This window comes from Nocardioides sp. P5_E3 (assembly GCF_054049275.1).
This window is the reverse complement of sequence record NZ_JBFUMR010000007.1, coordinates 50,015-76,074: the sequence shown is the minus strand read 5'-3', so window position 1 is coordinate 76,074 and position 26,060 is coordinate 50,015. Positions and strand designations below refer to the sequence as shown.

The window sequence follows — 26,060 nt, the reverse complement described above, 5'->3', positions numbered from 1 at the left end:
TCACACCACCGAGCGCTCGGGCGGGCAGGGGACGAAGTCGACCTTCTCGCGCACCCCGCAGTCGGGACAGGACCAGTCCTCGGGGACGTCCGCCCAGGCCGTACCGGCCGCGAAGCCCTCGTGCTCGTCACCGGCCGCGACCTCGTAGACGTACTCGCAGCCCGGGCAGCGCGCTGCCAGCACCTCCGTGCCCGGGTCGAGTGCGGAGGCGGTCGTGGTCCCCTCGGGGCTGCGCACTCGACTCGTGGCGCCGTAGCGCTCGAGGTACGCCACGCGCTTGCGCGGGCTGATGTTGGCGAGCGACACGTCGCCGCCGAAGTGGTCGACGACCCGCTGGTCCATCACCCGCCGCCAGACGGCCGGCACGGCCGCGAGCACGATCATCCCGGCGTAGCCCGTCGGCAGCACCGGGCTCTCCTCGAAGTCGCGCAGCGTCTGGTAGCGCCGGGTCGGGTTGGCGTGGTGGTCGCTGTGGCGCTGCAGGTGGTAGAGCAGGACGTTGGTCGCGATGTTGTTGGAGTTCCAGCTGTGGCCGGGCAGGACGCGCTCGTAGCGCTCGCGGTCCCCCTCGCCGACCTTCTGCCGCAGCATCCCGTAGTGCTCCATGTAGTTGACGACCTCGAGCAGCGAGAAGCCGACGACCGCCTGGATGAGGAGGAACGGCAGCACCTCGATGCCGAAGGCGACCAGCACCGCCGTCCAGAGGACGAGGGTCATCAGCCACGCGTTGAGGACGTCGTTGTCGACGCGCCACGGGGACTGCTTGCGTCGTGCGAGTCGCCGCTTCTCCAGCCGCCACGCGGACCTCAGTGATCCGCCGACCGTGCGCGGCCAGAACGCGTAGAAGCTCTCCCCCAGCCGGGCGCTCGCAGGGTCCTCGGGGGTGGCGACCCGGACGTGGTGGCCGCGGTTGTGCTCGATGTAGAAGTGGCCGTAGCAGACCTGGGCCAGCGCGATCTTGGACAGCCAGCGCTCGTTGGCCTCCTTCTTGTGGCCGAGCTCGTGGGCGGTGTTGATGCCGATGCCGCCGATGCAGCCGATCGAGATCGCCAGGCCGACCCGGTCGATCGTCGACAGCGGCTGGTCGGCGAGCACGCCGAGGACGTCCCAGCCGCCGACCACCGCCATCGCGCCCAGGAAGCCGGCGTACTGGATGGGCAGGAAGAGGTAGGTGATCCACCGGTAGTAGCGGTCCTGCTCGAGCGCCTCGATCACGTCGTCCGGGGGGTTCGAGCGGTCGAGGCCGGCGACGAGGTCGATCGCCGGCACGATGCCGAGGATGACGATCGGTCCTACCCAGAACCACACGCTCCAGCCGGTCGCGACGTAGCCGCCGAAGGCGACGAACGCCAGGCTCGGCACGACCAGGCCGATGAGCCAGAGGTAGCGCTTGCTGTCGGTCCAGAGCTCGGTGGTGCCGTCGGGGACGGTGCCGCTGGGGGCTGGTCGGGTGGGGTAGCCGGCCATCGTCGTGACCTCCTGCCGTCGGGTTTACACGACCATAGGATGTGTAAACTCAGTTGACAAGACCCGTCTTTCTGTCAAGCCGGTGCGCCGGCTCGTCTCGCCGGGTGTTGCCCCCGTCACACCCGCGAGCGGCTGGCGATAGGTTGGTCGCCATGGAACACCCCTTCGGCATCGACTTCGGCGGCACCGGCATCAAGGGCGCCCCTGTCGACCTCGAGGTCGGCGACTTCGCGCACGACCGGATCCGGATCGACACCCCGCGCCCCGCGACACCGCAGGCGGTCGCCGGTGTCTTCGGCCAGATCATCGACAGCTTCCCGGCCTCCACGCTGCCCGTCGGCGTCACCGTGCCCGGCATCGTCCGCCGGGGCGTGGTGCACTCGGCGGCCAACATCGACAAGTCGTGGATCGGCGAGGACGCCGACGCGATCTTCACCGCCGCCCTCGGGCGTGAGGTGCACGTGGTCAACGACGCCGACGCCGCGGGCCTCGCCGAGGCGGAGTACGGCGCCGCGAAGGGCCGCGGCGGACTGGTCATGGTCATCACGCTCGGCACCGGCATCGGCTCGGCGATGATCTGGGACGGCCAGCTCGTCCCCAACTCCGAGATGGGTCACCTCGAGCTCGACGGCGCCGTCGCGGAGGCGACCACGGCGACCAGCGCCCGCGAGCGCGAGGGCCTGTCCTGGGAGGAGTGGTCGGAGCGCCTGACGGCCTACTTCCGCCACCTCGAGCGGCTGTTCTCCCCCGACCTGTTCGTGATCGGCGGCGGCGTCAGCAAGTCCTGGGACAAGTTCGGCCACCTGATCAAGGCCGAGACCGAGATGGTCCCCGCGACGCTGCAGAACCGCGCCGGCATCGTCGGCGCCGCGCTCGTGGCGCACCGCATGGCCGGCATCGAGGACTGACCCCGGACGACGACCGAGCCGGCGGGCGGTGCCCCAGCCACCTTCCTGGCTCGGCGAACGTGGGTGGCGCACCGCCCCCGGGCGTGGCGTACGGCCACGCGCCGACGAGCGGTGAGCCAGCCACCTCCAGGTGCCGTGGAAGGTGGCTCAGGCACCGCTGCCCTCAGTCGTCCAGCACCCGCTCGAACGCCGCCGTCGCGCCGCGGAGGTAGCGCTGGACGACGGCCTTCTCCTCCTCGGTGAAGGTCGCGTCGTGCTGGTCGAGGGCGCGGAACATCGGCATCAGGTGACCGATGATCTCCGCACGCCCGGAGCCGGTGATGTGCAGCTCGGTGCGCCTGCGGTCGAGCTCGTGGGGGCGGCGCTCGACGTGGCCGCGCGCGACGAGGCGGTCGACGATGCCGGTCGCGGCGGCGGTCGAGACCTCGAGCCGTCGGGCGACCTCCGCGGGGCCGATCTGCTCGCGACTGAGGTGCTCGAGCGTCACCAGCTCCGACTCGCTGAGCCCGGCTCGTCGCGACACGACGTGATTGACCCGGCTGCCGGCGGCCACGAGGTCGCGCAGCGCGAGCAGCGTCGGCGGTTGCGCTGGCCGTTCCTCTCCCAGGCCCACCCAGGGCGGGGGCGCGACAGCGTGCTGGTCGTCCGTCACGGGCGCCCCACCTCCGTCGTCGTCTCGGCTTGCCCCCGGATGATACTACGGATAACTTGATAAGTAACTTAGTTAGCAATCACCTTCCCTAGCTATCTCCTCGAGGAGACGTCGTGCCCTCCCACCACACCCCCGCGCCCGCTCGGGCGATCGCCGGACGCCGGCTGGCCTGGTTCTTCGCGATCGTGCCGATCTTCTTCGCGATCTTCGTCATCGCGTTCGTGCCGGAGGGCGAGCGTGAGAGCTCGGCCCTGGACACGCTCCCCGTGGGCGCCGACAGCACCTTGGCGGTCGAGCTCGAGGAACAGCTGCCCGACGACGAGGGCCAGGTCGCCATCGTGCTGTGGACCGCCGACTCCGGCGAGCTCGACCAGGCGACCCAGGACGAGCTGACGAAGCAGGGGACCGCCCTGCTGTCGCAGTCCGCCGAGCGGGCCGATGGACAGGGAACACCGGAGGGGGCACCGGACGGCGCGTCCGGCCAGCCGGGCGGGTCCCAGGGCGGGCCTGAGGGCGGGTCCCAGGGCGGACCGCCCGGTGGTGGCGAGGGGCAGCAGCCCCCCGTCGTGGTGTCCGAGGACAAGACCGCGGCGATCGTCGCCGTACCGGTGGTCTCCGCCTCCAACACCGACAACATCGACAAGGTCGAGGAGCTGCGCAACCAGCTGCGCGAGGACGCGCCCGACGGCGTGGAGGTCCAGGTGACCGGTCCTGCGGCCATCCAGGCCGACATCGGGCAGGTCTTCGACGGGGCCGACATCCGGCTGCTCGCCGCGACCGCCGCGGTCGTGGCGATCCTGCTGATCATCACCTACCGGAGCCCCGTGCTGTGGCTGGTGCCGCTGACGGTCGTCGGTGTCGCCGACCGCTTCGCCGCGATCGTGTCGACCAACGTGCTCGAGTCCGTCAACGTGGCGTGGGACGAGTCGACCGTCGGCATCCTCAGCGTGCTCGTCTTCGGCGCCGGCACCGACTACGCCCTGTTGCTGATATCGCGCTACCGCGACGAGCTCAAGACCACCGAGTCACGGCACGAGGCGATGGCGCACGCGCTCAGCCGGACCTTCGAGGCGGTGCTCTCGAGCTCCACGACGGTCGTGCTCGGCCTGCTCACCCTGCTGCTCTCGGCGATCCCGACCACCCGGGGTCTGGGCCTCGCGTGTGCCGTCGGCGTGGTGATCGCCGCGACGTTCGCCCTCGTCGTGCTGCCGGCGGCGCTGGTGCTGTTCGGCCGGTGGGTGTTCTGGCCGCGCGTCCCCCACGTCGGGGACGCCGTCCTCGTGGACTCCCGCGGCGTGTGGCGCCGGGTCGGCGACGCCGTCTCCCGCCGTCCGCGGACCTTCGTCGCGGGGACGGTGGCCGGGCTGGCGGTCCTGTCCATCGGCGCGACGTCCATCACGACCGGCCTCGACCCGGCCGACCAGTTCCTGCAGCAGCCGGAGGCCATCGCGGCCGCGGAGCGGCTGGGCGAGTCGTTCCCGGCAGGCACGAGCGACCCCGTCCAGGTCCTCACCAAGGACGAGCCGAAGACGGTCCTCACCACGGTGGAGAAGGTGGACGGCGTCGACTCGGCGCGCATCACCAGCACCGGTGACGGCATCGCGCGCATCGACGCCGTGCCCGACGCGACCCCGGGCAGCGACGAGGCCAAGCAGGTGGTGCTCGACGTCCGCACGGCGGTCGCCGACTTCGACGACACCCACGTCGGCGGCGGTGACGCCGAGTCGATCGACGCGGAGGAGTACGCCGCGAGCGACCGGCAGGTGATCCTGCCGCTCATCCTGCTGCTCGTCCTCGGCGCGCTGCTCCTGCTGCTGCGCTCGATCGTGGCGCCGCTGCTGCTCGTCGCGACGGTCGTGGCGACGTACGCCGCGGCCATGGGTGCGTCGTGGTGGCTCTTCCAGACGGTGTTCGGCTTCGAGGCGATGGACACCGGGGTGCCGTTGCTGGCGTTCCTGTTCCTCGTCGCGCTCGGCGTCGACTACAACATCTTCCTCGTCACCCGGGCGCGCGAGGAGGCGCGCGAGCACGGCACCCGCACCGGCATGCTCCGCGCGCTGACCGCCACCGGCGGCGTGATCACCAGCGCCGGCATCCTGCTCGCCGCCGTCTTCGCGGTGCTCGGCGTGCTGCCGCTCGTGGTGCTCGCCCAGCTCGGCGCGATCATCTTCGTCGGCGTGCTGCTCGACACGCTCGTGGTCCGCACGGTGCTGGTCCCGGCGCTCGCCCTCACCCTCGGCGACACGTTCTGGTGGCCGCGGAAGGTCGGGCCCACCTGAGCCCGGCCGCGTCGCCGCGCCTGTCGGGGTCCCCGCTCGAGCGGGGACTCCGACACCAGGCTCAGCCCTCGCGGCCGCTGATCGCCGACGCCACGCGCTTGGTCACGTCGGGGTGGAACACGCTCGGGATGATGAACGCCGCGTGCAGCTCCTCGGCGCTCACGGTGTCGGCGATCGCCTGGGCGGCGCGCAGCAGCATGTCGACGGTCACCTCGGAGGCGCCGGCGTCGAGGAGGCCGCGGAAGACGCCGGGGAAGGCGAGCACGTTGTTGATCTGGTTGGGGTAGTCGGAGCGACCCGAGGCCACCACGGCGGCGTACTTGTCGGCCTCGGCCGGGTCGACCTCCGGGTCGGGGTTGGCGAGGGCGAAGACGACCGGCTTGGGCGCCATGGTCGGGATCCACTCGGGGTCGAGGATGCCCGGCGCGGACACGCCGACGAAGACGTCGGCGTCGACGAGCACCTCGCGCAGCGACCCGGTCGCCAGGCGCGGGTTGGTCGCGGCGGCCAGCTCGGCGTGGGCGGTGGACAGCGACTCGTCCCCGGCGGCGAGGGCGCCCTCGCGGTCGACGACGACGACGTCCTTCGCGCCCGCGGCGAGGAGCAGCGTGACGATGGCGGTGCCGGCAGCGCCGGCACCGGAGACGACGATCCGCACCTCGGCGAGCTGCTTCTCCACGCAGCGCAGCGCGTTGGTCAGCGCGGCGAGCACCACGATCGCGGTGCCGTGCTGGTCGTCGTGGAAGACCGGGATGTCGAGCGACTCACGCAGCCTGGCCTCGATCTCGAAGCAGCGCGGGGCGGCAATGTCCTCGAGGTTGATGCCGCCGAAGCCGGGGGCGATCATCTCGACGGCCTTGACGATCTCGTCGGTGTCCTGGCTGGCAAGGCAGATCGGCCAGGCGTCGATGTCGGCGAAGCGCTTGAACAGCGCGGCCTTGCCCTCCATCACCGGCATCGCCGCGCCGGGACCGATGTTGCCGAGACCGAGGACTGCCGAGCCGTCGGTGACGACGGCGACCGAGTTGCCCTTGATGGTGAGCTTGCGGACGTCCTCGGGGTTGTCGTGGATCGCCATCGACACGCGGCCGACGCCGGGCGTGTAGGCCATCGAGAGGTCGTCGCGGGTGCGCAGCGGCACCTTGGACTGGACGCTGATCTTGCCGCCGAGGTGGAGCAGGAACGTGCGGTCGCTGACCTTGTGCACCTTCACGCCCTCGACGCCCGACACGGCCGCGACGAGCTCCTGCGAGTGGGTGGCGTCGGCGGCCGAGCAGGTCACGTCGACGGTGAGGCGGTCGTGGCGCGACTCGGCGACGTCGATCGCGGTGACGACGCCCCCGTTCTTCGCGATGGTGGTCGCGACAGCGCCGACGACGCTGTGGTCGGCCGCGGTGTACAACCGCATGGTGATCGAGTACGACGATGCGGTTGCTGCCATGCCCGCACCCTCTCCCCCGGGCGGGGTTACGGGCAAGTCACCTGCGACTAGGCTCAGGTTGTGGACACAGAGTTCGTGGACGTTCCCGACAGCCACCGCTACGAGCTGCGATCCGGCGACCAGCTCGTCGGCTTCCTCGTCTACCGCCTCAACGGCGACGTGATCCGGCTGATCCACACCGAGGTGCCGCCCGCCTTCAGCGGGCAGGGCCACGCCTCGACGCTCGCCCGCTCGGCGCTCGACGACGCCCGCTCACGCGGGCTGACGGTGCGACCCGACTGCCCCTACGTGGCGTCCTACATCGAGAAGCACCCCGAGTACGCCGACCTCGTCGCCGCCTAGCCGGCACGCGCACGCGCACGCCGACGAACTCGACCCACCAGGACCGTCCGGGAGGACCCCGATGACCACGCCCACCCGCCGCCGCATGCGCTCGACCAGCATCTCGCTGGGCATCACCGCGCTGATGGCCAGCAGCCTGACCGGGTGCGCCTCCAGTGCCGACTACGCCGCCGTGTGCGTCGACCCGGACACCGAGGAGCGCGTCGCCGACGACCAGTGCGACGACGACTCCGACTACAACGGGAGCGGCGCCGGCTTCTTCTGGTACTACCTCGCCGCGAGGTCGGTCGTCCCCGGCGTCGGCTCGACCGTGACCGGCGGCACCTTCAACGGCCGCACCCTCAACGGCACGGTGCAGCGCGGCGGCCTGCCCACCACCGGCGGCTCGACCGTGAAGTCCGCGACCACCAAGGGTGGCTTCGGCGGCAGCTCGCGCGGCTTCGGCTGAGCCGGACCGTCCCGCACCCGACCACCCAGCACTGCACCGCACCGCTCAGGCACCACTCCCAGGAGACTTCCGTGACCGACCTGCTCGACGCCCTCCTCCACGCCGTCGCCTACGCCCTCGTCGGGGGCGCGATGCTCGTGGTGGCCTACTACGTGCTCGACCTCGCCACGCCCGGCCACCTCGGCACCCACCTCCGCGGCGTCGACGAGAACGGCAACGAGTCGGTGCACGCCCACTCCAAGGGCGCGGGCGTGGTCACCTCCGCGTGGCTGGTCTCCAACGCGGCGGTGCTCTTCACCGCCATCTGGACCAACGGCGAGACCTCGCTCGGCTCTGCGCTGGTGTGGACCGTCGCCTTCGGCGCGGTCGGCATCGCCCTCAACACCCTCATGTTCTTCGCCGTCGAGGCGATCACCCCGGGCGACCTGCGCCAGATCGTCACCGCCCCGGGGCCCGTGCGCCCCCTCGCCCAGGTCGCCGCGGCGGTCGCCCTCTCGGTCGGCGCCATCGTGTGCGCCAGCATCGCCTGACCGGGCAGGGGTCGAGGAGATGTGGCGGCACCGGTCGCGGGCGCGTGAGGGCTGGCGCGACACCGTCGTCGAGCAGGGACTGGTCTTCCCGACCACGAAGATGCCCGACGGCTCCGAGCTGCCCTACTGGAACGAGGACGCCTGGTACGAGGTGACCATGGAGGAGGTGGAGGCGCTCGAGGCCGCCACCGAGGAGCTGTGGGCGATGTGCCTGCAGGCCGTCACCCACATGGCGACGACGATGACCGACGAGCGGCTCGGCCTCCCGCCCGGCTCGCTGGGTGTCGTACGACGCTCGATCGAGGCCGACGACCCGGCGCTCTACGCCCGCTTCGACCTGGCGTACGGCGCCGACGGGTCGATCAAGATGCTCGAGATCAACGGCGACACCCCCACCGGCCTCGTGGAGACCGGGATCGTCCAGTGGAACTGGATGGAGGACGTGATGCCGGAGATGGACCAGTGGAACTCCGTCCACGACCGGCTGGTCACCGGGTGGCGCAAGCTGCGGCGGTCCGGGCACTTCGACGGCGACCGGATGCACTTCCTCTACGACCTGGGCGAGGAGGACTCCTACGACGGCGGCGAGATGGAGATGACCGTCCACTACCTGATGGACGCCGCCGTGCAGGCCGGCTGGATCACGATGGCGCACCCGATGGCCGAGGTCGGCTGGAACCCCGAGACCCGCGACTACCGCGACGTCCACGACGAGCCGCTGCGCAACGCCTTCAAGCTCTACGCCTGGGAGGAGATGCTGGCCGAGCCGTTCGGCCGCCACGTCGTCGAGCAGCAGGAGTCGCGCCCGACGCGGTGGATCGAGCCGGCGTGGAAGGCGCTGCTCAGCACCAAGGCGCTGCTGCCGGTGCTGTGGGAGCTGTTCCCGCGCCACCGCCTGCTGCTGCCGGCGTACTTCGACGAGCCGCGCGACCTCGAGCGCTGGGTCGCCAAGCCGCTGCACGGGCGCGAGGGCGACAACATCCGCATCCACCTCGACGACACCCTCGAGGACGTCGTGATGCCCGGTGGGTACGGCGCCGAGGGCTGGGTCTACCAGGCCTACACCGACCTGCCGAGCTTCGAGGGCAACCGCGTGGTGCTCGGGTCGTGGATCGTCGACGGCGAGGCCGCCGGGATGCTCGTGCGGGAGTCCGACAACCTCGTCACCGACTACTTCTCCCGCGTCGCGCCCCACGTCATCAGCGACGGGCTCGCGCCGTCGGAGGAGCAGGTGGCGCAGTGGCTGGCCGAGCGCGTCGGCCCCGACGCGCCCTCGCTCGGCTAGCTCTGGTCGTCCAGCGCGTCCAGCTCCGCCAAAGCCGACTCCCAGCGCTCACTGCGCTCGGACTCGGTCTGCTCCCACCACGGCGTGCCCCGCTCGCCGAGCCCGACCTTGGCGAGCTGCGTCCGGTGCCGGGTGGCCTCGAGCTCGGCCTCGGACGACGCCGTGCGCACGCCCGACCGGCCGCGGCCCAGGTGCGACGTCAGTCGCGCGAGGGCGTCCGCCGGGATCGCCGGGTCCGTACGCCGCCAGCGCCGGCCGTCGACGACCAGCCACTTCTCGTCCTCGGTCGGCTCCACCTGCGCGCTAGCGCACCACGGAGTCGGTGATCGTCCGGCTCGCCCCGAGGAAGAAGATCCCCGGGATCGTCTCGAAGCCGTCGCTCGGGTTGTCGGTCAGCCGTGAGCCGTCGATGGTGAGGGTGCCGGTGCGGTCGTTGGAGACGAAGAAGATCGCGCCGCCGCCCTCGCGGGCGCGGTTGCCGGTGATCGTGGAGTCCTCCACGGTCAGGTGGATGTCGTCGCCGTCCAGGTAGATCGCGCCGCCCGACCCGCCGCCGGGGCTGCCGGGTCGCGCCGGGTTGGCGCCGCGCCCGATCGCGCGGTTGCCCGTGAACGTCGACCCGCTGATGCGCCACGAGACGCCGATGCTGCTCAGCGCCGCGCCGTTGCTGCACCGGCCGCCGGTGAAGGTGGAGCGGCGTACGACGACCGGCCGGTCGCGGTGCTGGTCGAGCACCCGGACGGCTGCCCCGCCCACGTCGGGGCCGGTGCGGTCGCAGCGGTTGTCGGCGAAGGTCGAGTCGACGATCGTGAGCCGGCCGCCGCGCACGAAGACCGCGCCACCACCGCCGCCGTCCGTCGTCTCCCCCGTGCTGTTGCCGCGGACGAGGCGCATCCGCTTCAGCACGAGCCGCGGCTCCGCCTGGTCGTTGCAGTGCGACGTCGTCCAGACCTGGGCCTTGTCACAGGTGTTCATGTAGAGGATCCGCCGCCGGCCCTCGCCGCTCAGGGTCACCTTGCCGCCGCCGTCGAGGACGACGCGCGCGGAGGTGTTGACCACCTTGGCAGTCTTCGTCATCGCGATGGTCACGGGGTCGGGACCGCAGTCGAAGCCGATCACGCCGCCCTTGGCCACGGCGCGCACGACCGCGCGTGAGGTGCACGACGCGGGAGTGCCGGTGCCGACGACCACGTCGGCGGTCCTCATCGCCGGTCGAGGAGGTCGCTCTGCGACCGTCACGAGACCCGCTCCCGCGGGCGCCGCCGACGCCACCACCGCGGCGACGACCGCCGCGGCGAGGACGCCGGCCCGGGTCACAGCGCCTTCTCGATGTCGACGGACAGCTTCTCCGGCTCGGTCTGCGGTGCGTAGCGGTCGATGACCTGGCCGTCGCGGCCGACGAGGAACTTGGTGAAGTTCCACTTGATCTTGCTGCCGAGCAGGCCGCCCTTGGAGTCCTTGAGCCACTCGAAGAGCGGGTGCGCGTCGTCGCCGTTCACGTCGACCTTGGAGAACAGCGGGAACGTCACGCCGAAGTTGCGCTCGCAGAAGTCGGAGATCTCCGCCTCGTCGCCCGGCTCCTGGTTGCCGAACTGGTCGCACGGGAAGCCGAGGACGACCAGGCCCTGGTCGGCGTAGCTGTCCTGGAGCTGCTGCAGGCCCTTGTACTGGCCGGTGAACCCGCACTGCGAGGCGGTGTTGACCACCAGCACGACCTTGCCGTCGTACTGCGCGAGGTCGGTGTCGGTGCCGTCGATCGCGGCGGCCGAGAAGTCGGAGAGAGAGGTCATGCCCCAGAGTCTGCCAGCGACGCCGGCACGAACGGTTCGCCGAACCGCTCACCGAACGCCCACTCGTCCAGCGGCCTGCGTGCGCGGTCGCGCCGGTCGCGCGCGGCGGTGCGCTCGTCGACCTCGGCGGGGTCGCCCGGCACCCCGACCGCGATGCCGGTGAGCACCCGGTGGGTGGCGGGGACGCCGAGCGCCTCGGCGAGCGCGTCGTGGTCGAAGCCGGCGAACTGGTGGGTGTGCAGGCCCATCGCCCCGGCCTGCAGGGTCAGGTGGGCCGCGGCCTGGCCGACGTCGTAGAGGGCGTGGTCGCTGTACGACGCCGCGTCCGGCTCGGTGCTCTCTCGCACCTGGGCAGTGGTGACGAAGACGACCGAGGCGCGCGGCACCCAGCCGGCGTTGCCGCGGCTCAGGGTCGCGACGAGCGTGTCGTGCTGGGGGGTGCCCGGGACGCAGACGAAGAACGCCCAGGGCTGGGTGTTGCCCTTGCTCGGCGCCCACTGGGCCGCGCGCAGCAGGGTCTCGACCTCGGTGCTGCTCAACCGGTGCGCGTCGTCGTACACGCTCGGGCTCCAGCGCGACCGCAGCGGCTCGGCCAGGCCGTCGGCGGTGGGGTGGGGTGCGCGGTCGGTCATGCGGCCGAGTATGCCGACCGTCCGGACGCCTCAGTGCTCGAGGGCGTCGGTGGTGCCGTGCCTCACGCGCGGGCGGGGACCAGCGTCGGAAGCGCCACGACGTCGGACGCCGGCTGGCGGCGTCGGCCGATGAGCTTGATCAGCTCGTCGACGACGATCAGCGTGGCGGCGAGGCCGGTGCAGATGCACCACTGGGCAAAGGTCAGGCCGGTGGTGCCGAAGATGCGTTGCAGGAAGTCGATGCTGGTGATGAGGATGATGGCCAGGAGTGCGAGCCCGTAGCGTCGCAGCTGGGTCACGGCCGGGAGTGCGTCCCGGTCGAAGATCGTGTTCACCTGGTCGCGGCACAGCAGCGCCCCCGCCAGGTGGAACAGCGACAGCGTCGTGAGCAGCATCGTCGCAGCGACCACGGCGCCCTCCTGGGCGTCGCCGATCTGGTAGGCCACCAGCGCCCCGACGGTCATCACGGCACCCTGGATGCACAGGCGGATCCAGTTGGCGCGCGAGAGGACCGGCGCACTCATGGGGCGCGGAGGGCGGGCCATCAGGCCGCGCGCCGGCTGGTCGAAGCCGAGGGCGATCGCGAGGGGGATGTCCACCACCATGTTGAGCCACAGGATCTGCAGCGGGTTCAGGGGCGAACCGTTGGCGATGTCGAGGACACCGGCAGCGAGGAAGACGGCGATGTAGGCCACCAGGGTCGACATCTGGAACCGCAGGTACTTCAGCAGGTTGTCGTAGAGGGTCCGGCCGTAGGACACCGCTCCGACGATGGTGGCGAAGTTGTCGTCGGTCAGGATCATCACGGCGGCCTGCTTGGAGACCTCGGTGCCGGTGATGCCCATGGCGACACCGATGTCCGCGGTCTTCAGCGCCGGCGCGTCGTTGACGCCGTCACCGGTCATCGCGACCACGTTGCCCATGCGCTTGAGCAGGGTCACGAGCCGAACCTTGTCCTCCGGCGCCACCCGGGCGATGACGCCGATGTCGTCCAGCTGCCCCAGCAGCTCCTCATCGGTCATCGAGGCGAACTCGTGTCCCGTCACCGCCCGACCGGGGATGCCCAGCTCGGTTGCGATGGCCGCCGCGGTGCTGGCGTGGTCGCCGGTGATCATCCGGACCCGGATCCCGGCGTCCCGACACTCCGCGATCGCCGCCTTCGCCTCCGCCCGCGGCGGGTCGACGATGCCGACCATGGCGAGCAGGGTGAGGTCGCGGACGTGGTCGATCAGGTCGCCCCCGGCCTGGATGACCTGCGGGTCGAGGTCGCGCTGGGCGACGACCATGACGCGCTCGCCGGCGTTCGCGATGTTGTCGTTCGCCTCGAGGGCCAGGTGCTGGTTGTCCGGGGTGATCGGCACCAGGGTCCCGTCGGGGCTCCGGAAGGTGGTCGCTCGCGCGATCAGCACGTCGGGTGCGCCCTTGACGTAGCAGCGGACGACGGGGCGGCCGTCGTCCGCCGTCATCTCGTGGAACGTCGCCATGAACTTGTAGTCGGAGTCGAACGGCACCTCGGCGACCCGTGGCAGCGCGGACCGGGTGCCGGCGATGTCCAGCCCGCCCTTCGCGCCCAGCACGATCAGCGCGCCCTCGGTGGGGTCACCGATCAGGCTCTCCCCGTCGAGCACGGCGTCCGCGCACAGCACCATCGGCAGGAGGTAGGGGTCGAGGTCGTGGTTCTGCCCGCCAACATGGGTGATGTCGCCGGCCGTGCTGTAGCCCTCGCCCGAGACCGTGTAACGGTTCTGACCGGGGATGAGCAGCTGCCGGGCGGTCATCTTGTTGAGGGTCAGGGTGCCGGTCTTGTCCGAGCAGATCGCGGACGTCGAGCCCAGCGTCTCCACCGCCGGCAGCCGCTTGACGATGGCGTGGCGGTTGGCGATCTCCCGGGTGCCCATCGACAGCAGGGCGGTCACCACGGCCGGCAGCCCGGTCGGGATGGCGGCCACCGCGAGCGCGACGCCGGTGACGAAGAGGGTGTCGAAGGACTCGCCGCGGGCGAGGCCGAGCATGAGGACCAGGAGCAGCGCCACGCCGGCGATGCTCGCGATGATCTTGGACAGCGAGTCGAGCTGCTTCTGCAGCGGCGTCTTGCTGGTCTCGGCGCTGGCGAGCATGTTGGCGATGTGGCCGATCTCGGTCTTCATGCCGGTGGCCGTCACGATCATCTCGCCGCGGCCGCGGGTGACGGAGGTGTTCATGTACGCCATGCAGGTCCGGTCTCCGAGCGGCACGTCCTCGCCCATCACGGGCTCGACCGACTTCCCGACCGGCAGGCTCTCGCCGGTCAGCGCCGCCTCCTCGATCTCCAGCGTCGCCGCGAGGTAGACGCGGCCGTCGGCGGGGATCAGGTTGCCCGCCTCGACCAGCACGACGTCGCCGGGCACCAGCTCCTGGGCGTCGATCTCGACGGCCTGGCCGTCGCGGCGCACCCGCGCGATCGTCTTCATCATCTGGGCCAGCGCCTTGACGCTCTCCTCCGCCTTGGACTCCTGGCGCAGCCCGATCACGGCGTTGAACACGGTCAGGCCGGCCAGCAGCACCGTGGTCCCGGTCTCCTGCGTGACGAGCTGGTTGACGACGGCCGCCACCAGGAGGATCACCTGCATGAAGTCCTGGTACTGCCGCAGGAAGGCCTTCAGGCCGGACTCCTTGGCGGTCTCCGAGAGACGGTTGGCGCCCATCGACTCCAGCCGCGCCTTCGCCTCCTGCGCGGACAGGCCGGTCTCGGGCGCGACTCCGAACGCCTGGGCGACCTGTGCCGCGTCGGCGCTGACCGGATCGACCGTCGGGCTCGCGGCACCAGGGACTGCATGCTCCGTCGTCATCAGCGACTCTCCTGTCGTCTACGTCGGACGTTGCCGCGCCGATTCCGTGGCTCGAACGTAGGCGTCGACAGGGAGGGGCGCCTCACCCAGAGCGGAGTAGTTTCCGTCGGTGGTCCGGGGAACGCACAGGGCCCCCGACCGTCTGGTCGGGGGCCCTGATCTGATCCGAAGTCACCATCTGAGGCTCGACGGTCTGCCGGCTGTGCAGCTACCCGTCGCGGTGGGCATTGATTCGGCCCCGATGCGAGACAAGGCATTCGCCGACCGCCACCGACCCGAGCAGCGCACCGCGGCTGCGATGTAAGCAACGAGTGGAACGCGGTTGCAGTCCGGCACGCAGCGCCTTCATTCGGAGCCCACGTGGACGGCGCAGCTCCTATCCCGGCGAGCTCTCCGATTGGGGCAGCGGCCGGAAGCAACCCATCGGCCGTGCATGCCAAACACGACACAAATAGGGTATATCGGTCGCATTTCCCTAGATCTGGTCAAGGATTCCCGGAGTGTGGTGTTAGGTTCCACCGGTACCTGTCTAGACCCCCAAAGCGATACGAGTGCTTGTGCGCCGTCGTTCTGGGAGGGGTGACAGCCGGAACTCGTGGCCCTGCCGGGCTCGAGTTCTGAGGACGAGGTGATGCGCTTTCGCAGCGTCTCGTCCTGGGGGGCAGTCGAAAAAGGACCCCCTAGACACCCCGAGAGCATCTGGAGATCACCCCCATGAAGTCCCACCTCACTGACGCGCGCTTAACGCGTCCCGTGATGGCGCTAGCGCTACTGTCCGGCATCTTGGCCGCGTCGTTCGCTGTCTTGCCCCACGTCCTTGCCTACGCGGCCCCAGCCTCGGATGACCAGGCCCCCGCGTCTTCGTACGGCATCTGGTCCGACTCGACGGTTCCCGTGGTGCCGTCTTCCGAGGACGCGCAGAGCGTCACCCTCGGCCTGGAGTTCCGCAGTGCCACTGCCGGCCGCTTGCGCGGGGTCCAGTACTACGCCGCCGGAGCCAATCGCCCGGCCACCACCGGCGCCGTGTGGAACGCCGCCGGGCGTCGAATCGCTTCGGTGGCCTTCCCGGCAACGTCGACTGACGGCTGGAAGACCGCGACGCTGAGCACGCCCGCTCGAATCCGAGCCGGCGAGAGGTACACCGTCTCGTATCGAGCTGCCAACGGGCACTACGCGACGGAGACGAACGTCTTCGACAACGGCAAGACGCTGTCCGCCCGCGGCCTGACCGCCCTCCGCGGCACCTTCACGTCCGGCACGGGTCGACCGACTCAGACGTGGCGAGGCTCGCACTACTTCATCGACGTCCTCTTCGCTCCCACGAGCGCAACGGCCACCCCGACGCCCACGCCGACGCCCACGCCGACGCCCACGCCGACACCCACGCCGACACCCACCCCGACACCCACCCCGACACCCACCCCGACGCCGACACCGACGCCGACACCCACCCCGACGCCGACGCCCACCCCGACGCCGACGCCGACCCCGACGCCGACGCCGACGCCGACGCCGACACCTGCCCCCACCGGATGGCCGACCGCGTCGAACACAGGCGTGCCAGCAGGAACCACGATGGTCACGGTTCCCGGTCAGCGCACGCAGGGGACCGGGTGGCGTTGGGATGGCGTGAGGGTCGTGGTCACTCAGAACAATGCCGTCCTGGACGGTCTGGACATCAACGGCGCCGTGCACAACAGCTACAACGGTGTGACCATCAAGAACTCGCGGATCCGCTGCACGGGCGAGCGGGACTGGTGCGTGGAGCTGGGCACCGGTTCGACCCTTACCGACACCGAGATCGGCGGCGGAGCGGGAGGAACAACCTTCCAGCCGAGCATCGGGGTGCTCTCCGGCTTCTATCAGTCAGGCCAGGCTCGCAACCTCGTGCAGCGCGTCAACATCCACCACACCGTCCACGGGATGCGCGTGGACGGTGACACCACGGTTGTTGACTCCTACCTTCACGACTTCCCGATGGGCGACCCCGGCTGGGAGGCCGCCCACACTGACGGGATCATGGCGACCGCCGGGGCGAACGTCACCATCCGGCACAACCGCTTCGAGACCGGTAACACCGCCCCGTTCTTCGTGCAGTGGCAGACCGGCAACGTGCGGATCAGCGCCTACCTGATCGAGGACAACTACTTCGTCGGCGTTCGGAAGAACGGTCAGCTCTCGTCCTACGGCGTGTTCTTCGAGAACAAGGGGATCGCCGAATTGCCCACCGTCCGGAACAACACCTTTGCAGGCGAGTTCCAGGCCGGGCACATCCTGGCGCCCCGAGGCTCTGCGGTCACGGGCAACGTCACGGCCACCGGCTCTCCCGCAACAATCACCTACCAGTAGTCCCCGCGTGCCGTGTCCGTGACCTAGGTCCACGGAAGCTCGCGATGAGCGGCCCCCACGCTTCGGCGTGGGGGCCGTTCGTCATGCGCCATGTTCGAGCGAGGAGAGGACCCCCAACCACGGCGCCATGAAGACGTCAGCGCGTTCATCGATCCGACCGCTGGGCGCCGCCGTCGAAAGTCACGACATCGCCAGTGAGTCTGACGGTCCGCCGAAACGCACAAGGCCCCCGACCGTCTGGTCGGGGGCCCTGATCGCTGTGTGCGCGAGGGGGGATTTGAACCCCCACGCCCTTTCGGACACTGCGACCTGAACGCAGCGCGTCTGCCGTTCCGCCACTCGCGCAAGAAGCGGGCTCAGGCTACCCCACCCCCGACAGGCCCTCCCAATCGGCCGGACGCCGGGGCGCCACCGTGGCGGAGCAGCACCCGGCCGGTACGCTCGGCCGCACCGGTCGGGCGGTCGTTGATGCCTGCCCACCACGACGGTTCGACGAGAGGAGGCCTGACGATGAACCCCCTGCAGCGCTTCGAGCAGCGGCTCGAGACCGTGATCTCCGGCGTCTTCGCGCGGGCCTTCCGCAGTGCCGTGCAGCCCGTCGAGATCGCCGCTGCGCTGCAGCGCGAGTGCGACAACAACGCGCAGGTGCTGAGCCGGCAGCGCCGACTGGTGCCCAACGACTTCCACGTCGAGCTGTCCGCCACCGACCTCGAGCGCATCGTCGGCCTCGGCCGCGCGCTCGAGCAGGACCTCGTCGACCAGCTGCAGGACCACGCCGACGCGCAGGGCTACGTCTTCACGGGGCCCATCAGCATCGCCTTCGAGTCCGCCGACGACCTGACCACCGGCCGCTTCCGGATCAGGTCCAAGGCGCAGGCGAGCGTCACCGACAACGACTCGCGGACCCGCACCCGCTCCTCCCACGCCACCCTCGAGGTCAACGGCACCCGCCACCCGCTGCGCCCGCCCGGCCTGGTGGTCGGCCGGGGCACCGAGGCCGACCTGCGGATCAACGACCCCGGCGTGAGCCGGCGCCACCTCGAGCTCGAGGTGAGCATCGACGGCGTCGAGGCGGTCGACCTCGGTTCGACCAACGGGATCCTCGTCGACGGGTCGAAGGTGGCTCGCGCCCGCCTGCGCGACGGGTCGACGATCCGCATCGGACACACCGAGATGACGGTCCGCATCGACGGCGGACGCGACGAGGCCGGGGGCTGGAATGTCTGAGCTGACCCTCTTCCTGATTCGCATGGCGTTCCTGGCCATCCTGTGGATCTTCGTGCTGTCCGCGATCTCGGTGATCCGCTCCGACATGTTCGGCGCGCGGGTCCCCGAGACGGCGCGCAACGGCGCGCCCGCTCCTGCCCGCAAGGGCAAGGCCGCGAAGGCCAGCAGGAAGCCGCGCCGCGGTGCGCCCACCCATCTCCTCGTCGTCGAGGGTGAGAACCCCGGCACCCGTGCCGAGCTCGCCGACGCCCCGCTCCTCATCGGCCGCGGCAGCGACGCGGCGATCAAGCTCGACGACGACTACGTCTCCACCCGCCACGCGCGCGTCGCGGTGAGCGGCGACGAGTGGTTCGTCGAGGACCTCGGCTCGACCAACGGCACCTACGTCGGTCCCGTCCGCATCACCCAGCCCACCACCATCGGCCTCGGTGTCCAGGTCCGCGTCGGCAAGACGATCCTGGAGCTGCGGAAGTGATGTACCTCCACTACTCCGCGATCTCCGACGTCGGCCGGGTGCGCCGCGAGAACCAGGACAGCGGCTACGCCGGTCCGTGGCTGCTGACGGTCTGCGACGGCGTCGGCGGCGCGGTCCGTGGCGACCTCGCCTCGAGCACCGCCGTGCAGGCGCTGCGCAAGCTCGACCAGGAGCCGGACGACGACATCCTCGGCCAGGTGGCCGGTGCCGTGCACCGTGCCGACGACCGGATCGCCGAGCTGGTCGAGGAGGACCCTGCCCTCAACGGCACCTCCACCACCGCCACCGTCGCGCTCTTCGACGGCACCCGCTTCGGGGTCGGTCACATCGGCGACAGCCGCGCCTACCTCTACCGCCGCGGCGAGCTGCGCCAGCTCACCCACGACCACACGTTCGTCCAGTCGCTCATCGACGAGGGCCGGATCACCGAGGAGCAGTCGCGGACCCACCCGCACCGCAACCTCATCCTCAAGGCGCTCGACGGCATCCGCCACGAGGAGCCCGACCTCTTCGAGTTCCCCGCCGAGCCGGGCGACCGCGTGTTCCTCTGCAGCGACGGCGCGTGCGGCACGCTCACCCACGACCGGATGGCTGAGATCCTCGGCACCGGAACCCCCGACTTCGCCGCGGTGGAGCTCGTCCGCGCGAGCCTCGAGGCGGGCAGCACCGACAACGTCACCTGCCTCGTCGCCGACGTCTCCGAGGAGGCGCCGCCCGAGGACCTCACCCCCCTCCTCGTCGGCGCGGCCGCCGACCTGCCCCGGCGCCTTCCGCTCGGCGGCGCGGTCGGCGGGCTGTTCCGTGGCCACCGCTCCGGTGACACCGGCGAGATCCCGCCCGTCCCGGACGACGTCCCCGAGGGCGCCTACGTCGCCGACCCGATCGACCCCGAGGCCGCGCGCTACGCGCCCCGCGACCCCGGTCGTCATGCCTGGTTGCGCCGGCTGCTGGTGGCCGCCGTGCTGCTCGGCCTGGTCTGGGTCGTGCTGGCCGCCGGCTGGTCGTGGAGCCAGCAGCAGTTCTACGTCGCCGAGGACGACGGCAAGGTCGCGATCTTCCGCGGCATCGACGCCAGCCTCCCCGGCGTATCGCTCTCCCACCCCTACGAGGTCACCGACGTCGAGCTCACCCGGCTCAGCGACATCGACGCCGAGCAGGTCCGCGAGGGCATCGAGTCCGACGACCTGGAGGACGCGCGGCTGACCGTGGACAACTACGCCGCGCGCCAGGAAGTCGACTGACGGGCCGACTGCGATGAGTCAGACCGGGACCCTCATGGGCTTCGTGCACCGGCGCCGCCGGGGCGCGGAGCTGTTCCTGCTGATCCTCGCGCTCGCGGTCGGCATCGGCGCCTACGCCGCCGTCGGCCTCGGGGTCGAGGGAGCCGTGCCCGCAGACATCCTCGGCTACGGCGGCTGGCTGACGGGGCTGATCGTCGCCGCGCACATCACCGTGCGCATCGTCGCGCCCTACGCCGACCCGGTGCTGCTGCCCCTCGTGGCCGCCCTCAACGGCCTCGGGCTCGCGGTGCTGCGCCGCCTCGACCTGACCTACGAGTCGTTGGGCGACCCGCACACCTTCGCGCGTCAGCAGCTGACGTGGATGACGCTCGGCGTCGTCCTGTTCATCGTCACGCTGGTCCTGCTGCGCGACCACCGGGTGCTCCAGCGGTTCACCTACACCGCGGGCCTGCTCGGCATCGCGCTGCTGATCCTGCCCTTCCTCCCCCTCGTCGGTCGCGAGATCAACGGCGCCCGGATCTGGATCAACGTCGCCGGCTTCAGCTTCCAGCCGGGCGAGGTCGCCAAGGTGATGCTGGTGATCGCGTTCGCCGGCTACCTCGTCCTCCACCGCGACGCCCTGGCGCTCGCCGGGCGCCGGGTCGTCTTCGTCGACCTGCCGCGCGGGCGCGACCTCGGCCCGATCCTGGCGATGTTCGGCGTGTCGATGATGATCCTGGTCCTGCAGAACGACCTCGGGTCCTCGCTGCTGTTCTTCGGCCTCTTCCTCGCGATGCTCTACGTCGCCACCGAGCGGCCCGGCTGGCTCGTCGTCGGCGGCCTCCTGTTCGGGGCCGGCGCGCTGGCGGCGTACACGTTCGTCGGCAACGTGCAGAACCGCTTCAACTTCTGGCTGCACCCGATGGACTACTACGACGACTCGCCCGGCAGCTACCAGCTCGTCGAGGCGCTGTTCGGCCAGGGCTGGGGCGGCCTCATCGGGCGCGGCTTCGGCAACGGCTTCCCCGAGCGGGTGCCGTTCGCCTACTCCGACTTCATCCTCTCGACCATCGGCGAGGAGCTCGGCCTGACCGCGATCATGGCGGTGATCCTCTGCTACGGCCTGATCGTGGAGCGGGCGCTGCGCATCGCGCTCATCTCGCGCGACGGCTTCGGCAAGCTGATGGCCGTCGGCCTCGGGACGATCATCGCGCTCCAGGTCTTCGTCGTCATCGGGGGCGTCACCGGCCTGATCCCGCTCACGGGCCTGACCACCCCGTTCCTCTCGTACGGCGGCTCCTCGCTCGTCGCCAACWGGGTCGTCGTCGCGCTGCTGCTGCGCATCTCCGACCAGGCCCGCCGGCCCACCCCCCGCCTCGACCCGGTCGACGACGCGGGCGAGGACAGCGAGACCACCCAGGTGGTGAAGCTGCGATGAACAAGCCCATCCGCGTCGTCTCGGTCTTCTGCCTCGTGCTCTTCATGGCGCTGCTCGTCAACGTCACCTACCTGATGTACGTCCGCGCGGACACCCTGTCCGACGACCCCCGCAACCGGCGGATCATCACCGCGACCTTCTCCCGCGAGCGCGGTGCGATCCTCGTCGGCAAGGACGCCGTCGCCCGCAGCGTGCCGTCCGACGACAAGTACAAGTTCCAGCGCGTCTACCCGCAGCCGATGAAGTACGCCCCGATCACCGGCTACTTCTCCTGGTACGGCCAGACCGGGGTGGAGAGCTCCCAGAACTCCGTGCTCGCCGGCGACGACTCGCGACTGTTCGTCACCCGCCTCGTCGACATGCTCAGCAACAGCGACCCCAAGGGCGGCAACGTCCAGCTGGCGGCGAACGCCGCCGCGCAGGACGCCGCGTGGGAGGGCCTCCAGGCCCTGCCGGGCGATGCGCAGGGTGCCGTCGTCGCGCTCGAGCCGACGACCGGGCGCGTCCTGGCGATGGCCTCCACGCCGACGTTCGACCCGAACAAGCTCGCCTCGCACGACTTCGGCGCCGTGGCCGACCTCAGCAAGGAGCTCAACGCCGACCCCCGCGAGCCGCTGATCAACCGCGCGATCGGCACCACGCTGCCGCCGGGATCGACGTTCAAGCTCGTCACCGCCGCGGCCGCGATCGAGTCGGGCAACTACGACGCCGACTCGCAGGTCCCCGGCGGCTACCGCTTCAAGCTGCCGCAGTCCACGACGTCGGTCGGCAACTACGACGGCGGCAACTGCGGCGGTCGCCGGATCACGCTGACCCAGGCGCTGCAGGTCTCCTGCAACGTGACCTTCATGAGCCTGGCCAACGAGCTCGGCGTCGACGCGATGGCCGACCAGGCCGAGGCGTTCGGCTTCAACGACACCTCGCTGGAGGACCTCGGCGGCCAGGCCGAGTCGCTCTACCCGCGTGACCTCGACCCGCCGCAGACGGCCCTGTCGGGCATCGGCCAGTCAAGCGTCACCGCCACCCCGCTGCAGATGGCGATGGTCGTCGCCGCGATCGCCAACGACGGCGACGTGATGCGCCCCTACGTCGTCGACGAGGTGCGCGCGGCCAACCTGTCGGTGCTCGACCGCACCGACCCGCAGAGCATCAGCAAGGCGATCTCGAGCACCACCGCCGAGGAGCTGACCACGATGATGGTCGCGACCGTCGACTCCGGCACCGCGACCCCGGCACAGATCCCGGGCGTGCAGGTCGCCGGCAAGACCGGCACCGCGCAGTCCACGGCCGACCGGCCGCCCTACGCCTGGTTCGTCTCCTTCGCGCCGGCCGACAACCCCCAGGTGGCTGTCGCCGTGCTGGTGCAGTCGAGCGACACCTCGCGCTCGGAGATCGGCGGCGGGCGCCTCGGCGGCCCGATCGCCAAGGCGGTCATGGAGGCGGTGATCAACCAGTGACGGCGCTGACCCCGGGCGGACACGTCGACGACGCCCAGCGCTACCTCCTCGAGTCGCGCATCGCCACAGGCGGCATGGGCGAGGTGTGGTCGGCGCGCGACACCGTCCTGGACCGGCCGGTGGCGGTCAAGGTGCTCAAGGCCGAGTACGCCGACGACGCGCTCTTCCGCACCCGCTTCGAGACCGAGGCGCGCAACGCCGCCGCGCTCCACCACCCCGGCATCGCCGCGGTCTTCGACTATGGGCAGGGCGCACCCCGCGACGGGTCGTCGACCCACCGCCCCTACCTGGTCATGGAGCTCGTCGACGGCCAGCCGCTCTCCGCCCTGCTGCGACCGGGGGCCCCGCTCGACCCGGCCGCCACCCAGGAGCTGCTCGCCCAGGCGGCCGACGCCCTCGGCGTCGCCCACGCGGCCGGGATCGTGCACCGCGACGTGAAGCCCGCCAACCTCCTCGTGACCCCCGACCGCCGGATCAAGGTGACCGACTTCGGCATCGCCCGCGCGGCCGAGGGGATGGCGCTGACGCAGACCGGTGAGGTCATGGGCACGCCCGCCTACATCTCGCCCGAGCAGGCCGAGGGCACGTCGGCCACCGCGGCGTCCGACGTCTACTCCCTCGCCGTCGTGGCCTTCGAGTGCCTGGCCGGACGCAAGCCGTTCGTCGCCGACACCCCGGTCGGCACCGCCATCGCCCACCTGCGCAACCCGGTGCCCGACCTGCCCGACACGGTGCCCGCCGACCTCGCGGCCGTGGTACGCCGTGGGATGGCCAAGTCGCCCGGGGAGCGCTTCCCCGACGGTGCCGCGTTCGCCCGGGCGCTGCGTTCCCCCGCCTCGGTCACCGGGGCGGGCGTTGCCACCGTCGTCGCCCCGCCCGTCGCACCTGCGGGGAGCACGACAGAGGTGATGCCGGCGGCCGCACCTGCTCCCGCACCCGCCCCGACCCCGGTCCCGGCCCCCGAGCCGGCGCCGCCCGCCCGTCGTCGTACGACGCCGTGGCCGCTGCTCCTCGGCATCGCGGCCGTGCTGGTCGCCGTGCTGCTGGCCGTCTGGCTCGGCACCCGCGACGACGAGCCCACCGGCTCGACAGGCGACAACACGCCCTCGCAGGGTCAGTCGCAGTCGCCCGGGAACTCGCCGAGCCAGTCACCCAGCCAGTCACCCAGCCAGACGCCCACGGACACACCGACGGAGACTCCCAGCGAGACGCCGAGCGAGACCCCGACGGAGACGCCCACCGAGACGCCCACCGAGACCGAGCCGGCCCCGGTCGACGTCGACCCCGCGGCCTACGTCGGGCGCGACCGCAAGGACGTCGAGAAGGAGCTGCGCGACCTCGGCCTCGAGCCGGTCGCCGTGGAGCTGGACAACCCCGGCGACCAGCCGGACGGCATCGTGGACTCGGTCGAGCCGAGCGGCGCCCTCCAGGAGGGCGACCAGGTGACGGTCAGCTTCTGGGGCAAGACCCCGCCGGGCCAGCGACAGGACGACGAAGGGAACGACCAGGGATGACGCAGCCGGAGCCGACGCTCATCGGCGGCCGCTACGAGCTCGGCGAGCTCCTCGGCCGAGGTGGCATGGCCGAGGTCCGCAAGGGCAAGGACCAGCGCCTCGGCCGCACGGTCGCGGTCAAGCGGCTGCGCACCGACCTCGCCAGCGACGCCACCTTCCAGGCCCGGTTCCGACGCGAGGCGCAGTCGTCCGCGTCCCTCAACCACCCCTCGATCGTCTCGACCTACGACACGGGCGAGGAGATGGCCACCGACGGGTCCGGGGTCGCCCAGCCCTACATCGTGATGGAGTGCGTCGAGGGGCGCACGCTGCGCGACATCCTGCGCGAAGGGCGCAAGATCCTTCCCGAGCGGGCGCTCGAGATCACCGCCGGCGTGCTGTCGGCCCTCGACTACAGCCACCGCGCCGGGATCATCCACCGCGACATCAAGCCCGGCAACGTGATGCTCACGCCGTCGGGCGACGTGAAGGTGATGGACTTCGGCATCGCCCGCGCGATCTCCGACGCCTCCTCCACGATGACGCAGACCGCGGCCGTGGTCGGCACCGCGCAGTACCTCTCCCCCGAGCAGGCGCGCGGCGAGACGGTGGACTCACGCTCCGACGTCTACTCGACCGGGTGCATGCTCTACGAGCTCCTCACCGGCCGGCCGCCGTTCGTCGGCGACAGCCCCGTCGCGGTCGCCTACCAGCACGTGCGTGAGCAGGCGGCCCCGCCGTCCGACCTCGACGACCAGCTCGACCCCGAGATCGACGCGATCGTGATGAAGTCGCTGGCCAAGCGCGTCGAGGACCGCTACCAGAGCGCTGCCGCGATGAAGGCCGACATCGAGCGCTACCTCGCCGGCCACCCGATCCAGGCGCCCGCCGTCCTGCCGCCGGCGGAGACGCAGTACGTCCCGCCTGTCCCGCCGGGCGACGCCACCTCGACCATGGCCGCCTCGCCGCCGCCCCAGCGCGACGAGCCGTCGCGCAGCCGCGCCGGGTGGTGGGTCCTCGCCGGGATCCTGGTCGTGGCCCTGCTCGCGGGCGGTGCGTACGTCCTCAACGGGATGCTCTTCGACGACGCGCCCGAGCGTTCCCCGGTGCCCAACGTCGTCGGCCTCACCGAGGACGAGGCCCGCCTCCAGATCGCCGATGCCGGCTTCCAGGTCGGCCGGATCACCCGGGAGACCTCCGAGACGGTGGCCCCCGACACAGTCATCGAGCAGGACCCCAACCGCGACGTCTTCGCCGACCCCGGCAGCTCGGTCGACTTCGTGCTCTCCCTGGGCAAGCCCGAGGTCGAGGTCCCCTTCGTCGTCGGCACGCTGCGCAAGGAGGCGCGGGCCGCGATGCTCGCCCAGGACCTCAAGGTGCGCTTCCAGGAGGAGGACTCCGACGAGCCGCGCTTCCAGGTCCTCAGCACCGACCCGCCCGCCGGCACGTCGGTCGAGGAGGGCACCACGATCACGATCGTGTTCTCCGACGGACCCGAGAAGATCCCCGACGTCCGCGGGCTGAAGCAGGGCCAGGCCGAGCGGGCCATCCGCGACGCGGGCTTCACCCCGGACGTACGCACCGACGCCGCCTCCACCGAGCCCAAGGGCACGGTCGTCGACCAGATCCCGGCCGGCGGCACCGCCGACCAGGGCAGCACCGTGACGATCTTCGTCTCCGCCTACGAGGAGCCGGTCGAGACGCCGACCGAGACACCCACCGAGACGCCTACCGAGACGCCCACGGAGACACCCACCGAGACGCCGACCGAGACGCCCACGGAGACCCCGCCGGCGTGA

22 protein-coding genes and 1 tRNA gene are annotated in these 26,060 nt (G+C 71.1%); 14 read left to right on the top strand and 9 right to left on the bottom strand.

Annotated features, from left to right (window positions below; all coding sequences use genetic code 11):
• Positions 1 to 1,467: a fatty acid desaturase gene (locus tag ACXJKB_RS05930; RefSeq protein WP_457186340.1), complete on the bottom strand. Its 1,467-nt coding sequence runs from the start codon at positions 1,465 to 1,467 to the stop codon at positions 1 to 3.
• 152 nt (positions 1,468 to 1,619) lie between these two features.
• Here ACXJKB_RS05930 and ppgK point away from each other — a divergent pair, with 152 nt between their 5' ends.
• Complete coding sequence (ppgK, locus tag ACXJKB_RS05925; RefSeq protein WP_457186338.1) at positions 1,620 to 2,375, top strand: polyphosphate--glucose phosphotransferase; 756 nt, start codon at positions 1,620 to 1,622, stop codon at positions 2,373 to 2,375.
• Between the two features lie 163 nt (positions 2,376 to 2,538).
• Here ppgK and ACXJKB_RS05920 read toward each other — a convergent pair whose 3' ends face one another.
• Entirely contained in the window at positions 2,539 to 3,027 is a 489-nt protein-coding gene (locus ACXJKB_RS05920; RefSeq protein WP_457186336.1) for a MarR family winged helix-turn-helix transcriptional regulator, read from the bottom strand.
• A 113-nt stretch (positions 3,028 to 3,140) separates the two neighbouring features.
• Between ACXJKB_RS05920 and ACXJKB_RS05915 the strand changes: the two genes are divergently transcribed.
• Positions 3,141 to 5,306: an MMPL family transporter gene (locus tag ACXJKB_RS05915; protein ID WP_457186334.1), complete on the top strand. Its 2,166-nt coding sequence runs from the start codon at positions 3,141 to 3,143 to the stop codon at positions 5,304 to 5,306.
• Between the two features lie 61 nt (positions 5,307 to 5,367).
• On the opposite strand, the gene ACXJKB_RS05910 is transcribed toward ACXJKB_RS05915, so the two are convergent.
• A complete protein-coding gene (locus ACXJKB_RS05910; RefSeq protein ID WP_457186332.1) occupies positions 5,368 to 6,747 on the bottom strand; it encodes a malic enzyme-like NAD(P)-binding protein in 1,380 nt (459 codons plus the stop codon).
• A gap of 60 nt (positions 6,748 to 6,807) precedes the next feature.
• On the opposite strand from ACXJKB_RS05910, the gene ACXJKB_RS05905 reads away from it, so the two are divergent.
• The 4 genes from ACXJKB_RS05905 (at position 6,808) to ACXJKB_RS05890 (ending at position 9,352) form a co-directional block, all read left to right on the top strand.
• Positions 6,808 to 7,089, top strand: a complete 282-nt coding sequence (locus tag ACXJKB_RS05905) for a GNAT family N-acetyltransferase (RefSeq protein WP_457186329.1) — start codon at positions 6,808 to 6,810, stop codon at positions 7,087 to 7,089.
• A 61-nt stretch (positions 7,090 to 7,150) separates the two neighbouring features.
• Positions 7,151 to 7,537 carry a hypothetical protein gene (locus ACXJKB_RS05900; protein ID WP_457186327.1) on the top strand — a complete coding sequence of 129 codons (387 nt, stop codon included), beginning with the start codon at positions 7,151 to 7,153 and terminating at the stop codon, positions 7,535 to 7,537.
• A gap of 71 nt (positions 7,538 to 7,608) precedes the next feature.
• Entirely contained in the window at positions 7,609 to 8,067 is a 459-nt protein-coding gene (locus ACXJKB_RS05895; RefSeq protein ID WP_457186325.1) for a DUF350 domain-containing protein, read from the top strand.
• Between the two features lie 19 nt (positions 8,068 to 8,086).
• A complete protein-coding gene (locus ACXJKB_RS05890) occupies positions 8,087 to 9,352 on the top strand; it encodes a glutathionylspermidine synthase family protein (RefSeq protein ID WP_457186323.1) in 1,266 nt (421 codons plus the stop codon).
• Here ACXJKB_RS05890 and ACXJKB_RS05885 read toward each other — a convergent pair.
• The 5 genes from ACXJKB_RS05885 to ACXJKB_RS05865 form a co-directional block, all read right to left on the bottom strand.
• Complete coding sequence (locus tag ACXJKB_RS05885) at positions 9,349 to 9,648, bottom strand: hypothetical protein (RefSeq protein ID WP_457186321.1); 300 nt, start codon at positions 9,646 to 9,648, stop codon at positions 9,349 to 9,351. The genes ACXJKB_RS05890 and ACXJKB_RS05885 overlap by 4 nt on opposite strands.
• A 7-nt stretch (positions 9,649 to 9,655) precedes the next feature.
• A complete protein-coding gene (locus ACXJKB_RS05880; protein ID WP_457186319.1) occupies positions 9,656 to 10,669 on the bottom strand; it encodes a right-handed parallel beta-helix repeat-containing protein in 1,014 nt (337 codons plus the stop codon).
• Entirely contained in the window at positions 10,666 to 11,142 is a 477-nt protein-coding gene (locus ACXJKB_RS05875; protein ID WP_457186317.1) for a glutathione peroxidase, read from the bottom strand. The genes ACXJKB_RS05880 and ACXJKB_RS05875 overlap by 4 nt, the downstream gene beginning before the upstream one ends.
• A complete protein-coding gene (locus ACXJKB_RS05870) occupies positions 11,139 to 11,774 on the bottom strand; it encodes a nitroreductase family protein (protein ID WP_457186315.1) in 636 nt (211 codons plus the stop codon). The genes ACXJKB_RS05875 and ACXJKB_RS05870 overlap by 4 nt, the downstream gene beginning before the upstream one ends.
• Positions 11,775 to 11,836: 62 nt before the next feature.
• Positions 11,837 to 14,602 (bottom strand): cation-translocating P-type ATPase, encoded by a 2,766-nt coding sequence (locus ACXJKB_RS05865; RefSeq protein WP_457186313.1) that lies wholly within the window; start codon positions 14,600 to 14,602, stop codon positions 11,837 to 11,839.
• 714 nt (positions 14,603 to 15,316) lie between these two features.
• On the opposite strand from ACXJKB_RS05865, the gene ACXJKB_RS05860 reads away from it, so the two are divergent.
• Positions 15,317 to 16,951, top strand: coding sequence for a DUF4082 domain-containing protein (locus tag ACXJKB_RS05860; RefSeq protein ID WP_457186311.1), 1,635 nt, complete (start codon positions 15,317 to 15,319; stop codon positions 16,949 to 16,951).
• 262 nt (positions 16,952 to 17,213) lie between these two features.
• Here ACXJKB_RS05860 and ACXJKB_RS05855 read toward each other — a convergent pair.
• Positions 17,214 to 17,296: transfer RNA gene (locus ACXJKB_RS05855), tRNA-Leu, on the bottom strand.
• A gap of 165 nt (positions 17,297 to 17,461) precedes the next feature.
• Between ACXJKB_RS05855 and ACXJKB_RS05850 the strand changes: the two genes are divergently transcribed.
• The 7 genes from ACXJKB_RS05850 to pknB are packed head-to-tail and all read left to right on the top strand — an operon-like array spanning position 17,462 to position 26,060.
• The gene (locus tag ACXJKB_RS05850; RefSeq protein WP_457186309.1) at positions 17,462 to 18,178 is read left to right on the top strand and encodes an FhaA domain-containing protein; all 717 of its coding nucleotides are present in this window, start codon (positions 17,462 to 17,464) and stop codon (positions 18,176 to 18,178) included.
• Positions 18,171 to 18,653: an FHA domain-containing protein FhaB/FipA gene (locus tag ACXJKB_RS05845; protein WP_457186307.1), complete on the top strand. Its 483-nt coding sequence runs from the start codon at positions 18,171 to 18,173 to the stop codon at positions 18,651 to 18,653. Before ACXJKB_RS05850 ends, ACXJKB_RS05845 begins: the two co-directional genes overlap by 8 nt.
• Positions 18,653 to 19,894, top strand: a complete 1,242-nt coding sequence (locus ACXJKB_RS05840) for a PP2C family protein-serine/threonine phosphatase (RefSeq protein WP_457186565.1) — start codon at positions 18,653 to 18,655, stop codon at positions 19,892 to 19,894. The genes ACXJKB_RS05845 and ACXJKB_RS05840 overlap by 1 nt, the downstream gene beginning before the upstream one ends.
• A gap of 13 nt (positions 19,895 to 19,907) precedes the next feature.
• A complete protein-coding gene (locus tag ACXJKB_RS05835) occupies positions 19,908 to 21,311 on the top strand; it encodes an FtsW/RodA/SpoVE family cell cycle protein (RefSeq protein ID WP_457186304.1) in 1,404 nt (467 codons plus the stop codon).
• Positions 21,308 to 22,768, top strand: coding sequence for a peptidoglycan D,D-transpeptidase FtsI family protein (locus ACXJKB_RS05830; protein WP_457186302.1), 1,461 nt, complete (start codon positions 21,308 to 21,310; stop codon positions 22,766 to 22,768). The genes ACXJKB_RS05835 and ACXJKB_RS05830 overlap by 4 nt, the downstream gene beginning before the upstream one ends.
• A complete protein-coding gene (locus ACXJKB_RS05825; RefSeq protein ID WP_457186300.1) occupies positions 22,765 to 24,282 on the top strand; it encodes a serine/threonine protein kinase in 1,518 nt (505 codons plus the stop codon). The genes ACXJKB_RS05830 and ACXJKB_RS05825 overlap by 4 nt, the downstream gene beginning before the upstream one ends.
• On the top strand, positions 24,279 to 26,060 hold the full coding sequence (pknB, locus tag ACXJKB_RS05820) for a Stk1 family PASTA domain-containing Ser/Thr kinase (RefSeq protein ID WP_457186298.1): 1,782 nt from the start codon (positions 24,279 to 24,281) through the stop codon (positions 26,058 to 26,060). The genes ACXJKB_RS05825 and pknB overlap by 4 nt, the downstream gene beginning before the upstream one ends.

Excerpts from the sequence above, each read along its gene's own strand:
- ACXJKB_RS05930 (WP_457186340.1), bottom strand. The coding sequence starts at position 1,467 with ATGGCCGGCTACCCCACCCGACCAGCCCCCAGCGGCACCGTCCCCGAC.
- ppgK (WP_457186338.1), top strand. The coding sequence starts at position 1,620 with ATGGAACACCCCTTCGGCATCGACTTCGGCGGCACCGGCATCAAGGGC.
- ACXJKB_RS05910 (WP_457186332.1), bottom strand. The coding sequence starts at position 6,747 with ATGGCAGCAACCGCATCGTCGTACTCGATCACCATGCGGTTGTACACC.
- ACXJKB_RS05900 (WP_457186327.1), top strand. The coding sequence starts at position 7,151 with ATGACCACGCCCACCCGCCGCCGCATGCGCTCGACCAGCATCTCGCTG.
- ACXJKB_RS05890 (WP_457186323.1), top strand. The coding sequence starts at position 8,087 with ATGTGGCGGCACCGGTCGCGGGCGCGTGAGGGCTGGCGCGACACCGTC.
- ACXJKB_RS05875 (WP_457186317.1), bottom strand. The coding sequence starts at position 11,142 with ATGACCTCTCTCTCCGACTTCTCGGCCGCCGCGATCGACGGCACCGAC.
- ACXJKB_RS05870 (WP_457186315.1), bottom strand. The coding sequence starts at position 11,774 with ATGACCGACCGCGCACCCCACCCCACCGCCGACGGCCTGGCCGAGCCG.
- ACXJKB_RS05865 (WP_457186313.1), bottom strand. The coding sequence starts at position 14,602 with ATGACGACGGAGCATGCAGTCCCTGGTGCCGCGAGCCCGACGGTCGAT.
- ACXJKB_RS05860 (WP_457186311.1), top strand. The coding sequence starts at position 15,317 with ATGAAGTCCCACCTCACTGACGCGCGCTTAACGCGTCCCGTGATGGCG.
- ACXJKB_RS05850 (WP_457186309.1), top strand. The coding sequence starts at position 17,462 with ATGAACCCCCTGCAGCGCTTCGAGCAGCGGCTCGAGACCGTGATCTCC.
- ACXJKB_RS05845 (WP_457186307.1), top strand. The coding sequence starts at position 18,171 with ATGTCTGAGCTGACCCTCTTCCTGATTCGCATGGCGTTCCTGGCCATC.
- ACXJKB_RS05840 (WP_457186565.1), top strand. The coding sequence starts at position 18,653 with ATGTACCTCCACTACTCCGCGATCTCCGACGTCGGCCGGGTGCGCCGC.
- ACXJKB_RS05830 (WP_457186302.1), top strand. The coding sequence starts at position 21,308 with ATGAACAAGCCCATCCGCGTCGTCTCGGTCTTCTGCCTCGTGCTCTTC.
- pknB (WP_457186298.1), top strand. The coding sequence starts at position 24,279 with ATGACGCAGCCGGAGCCGACGCTCATCGGCGGCCGCTACGAGCTCGGC.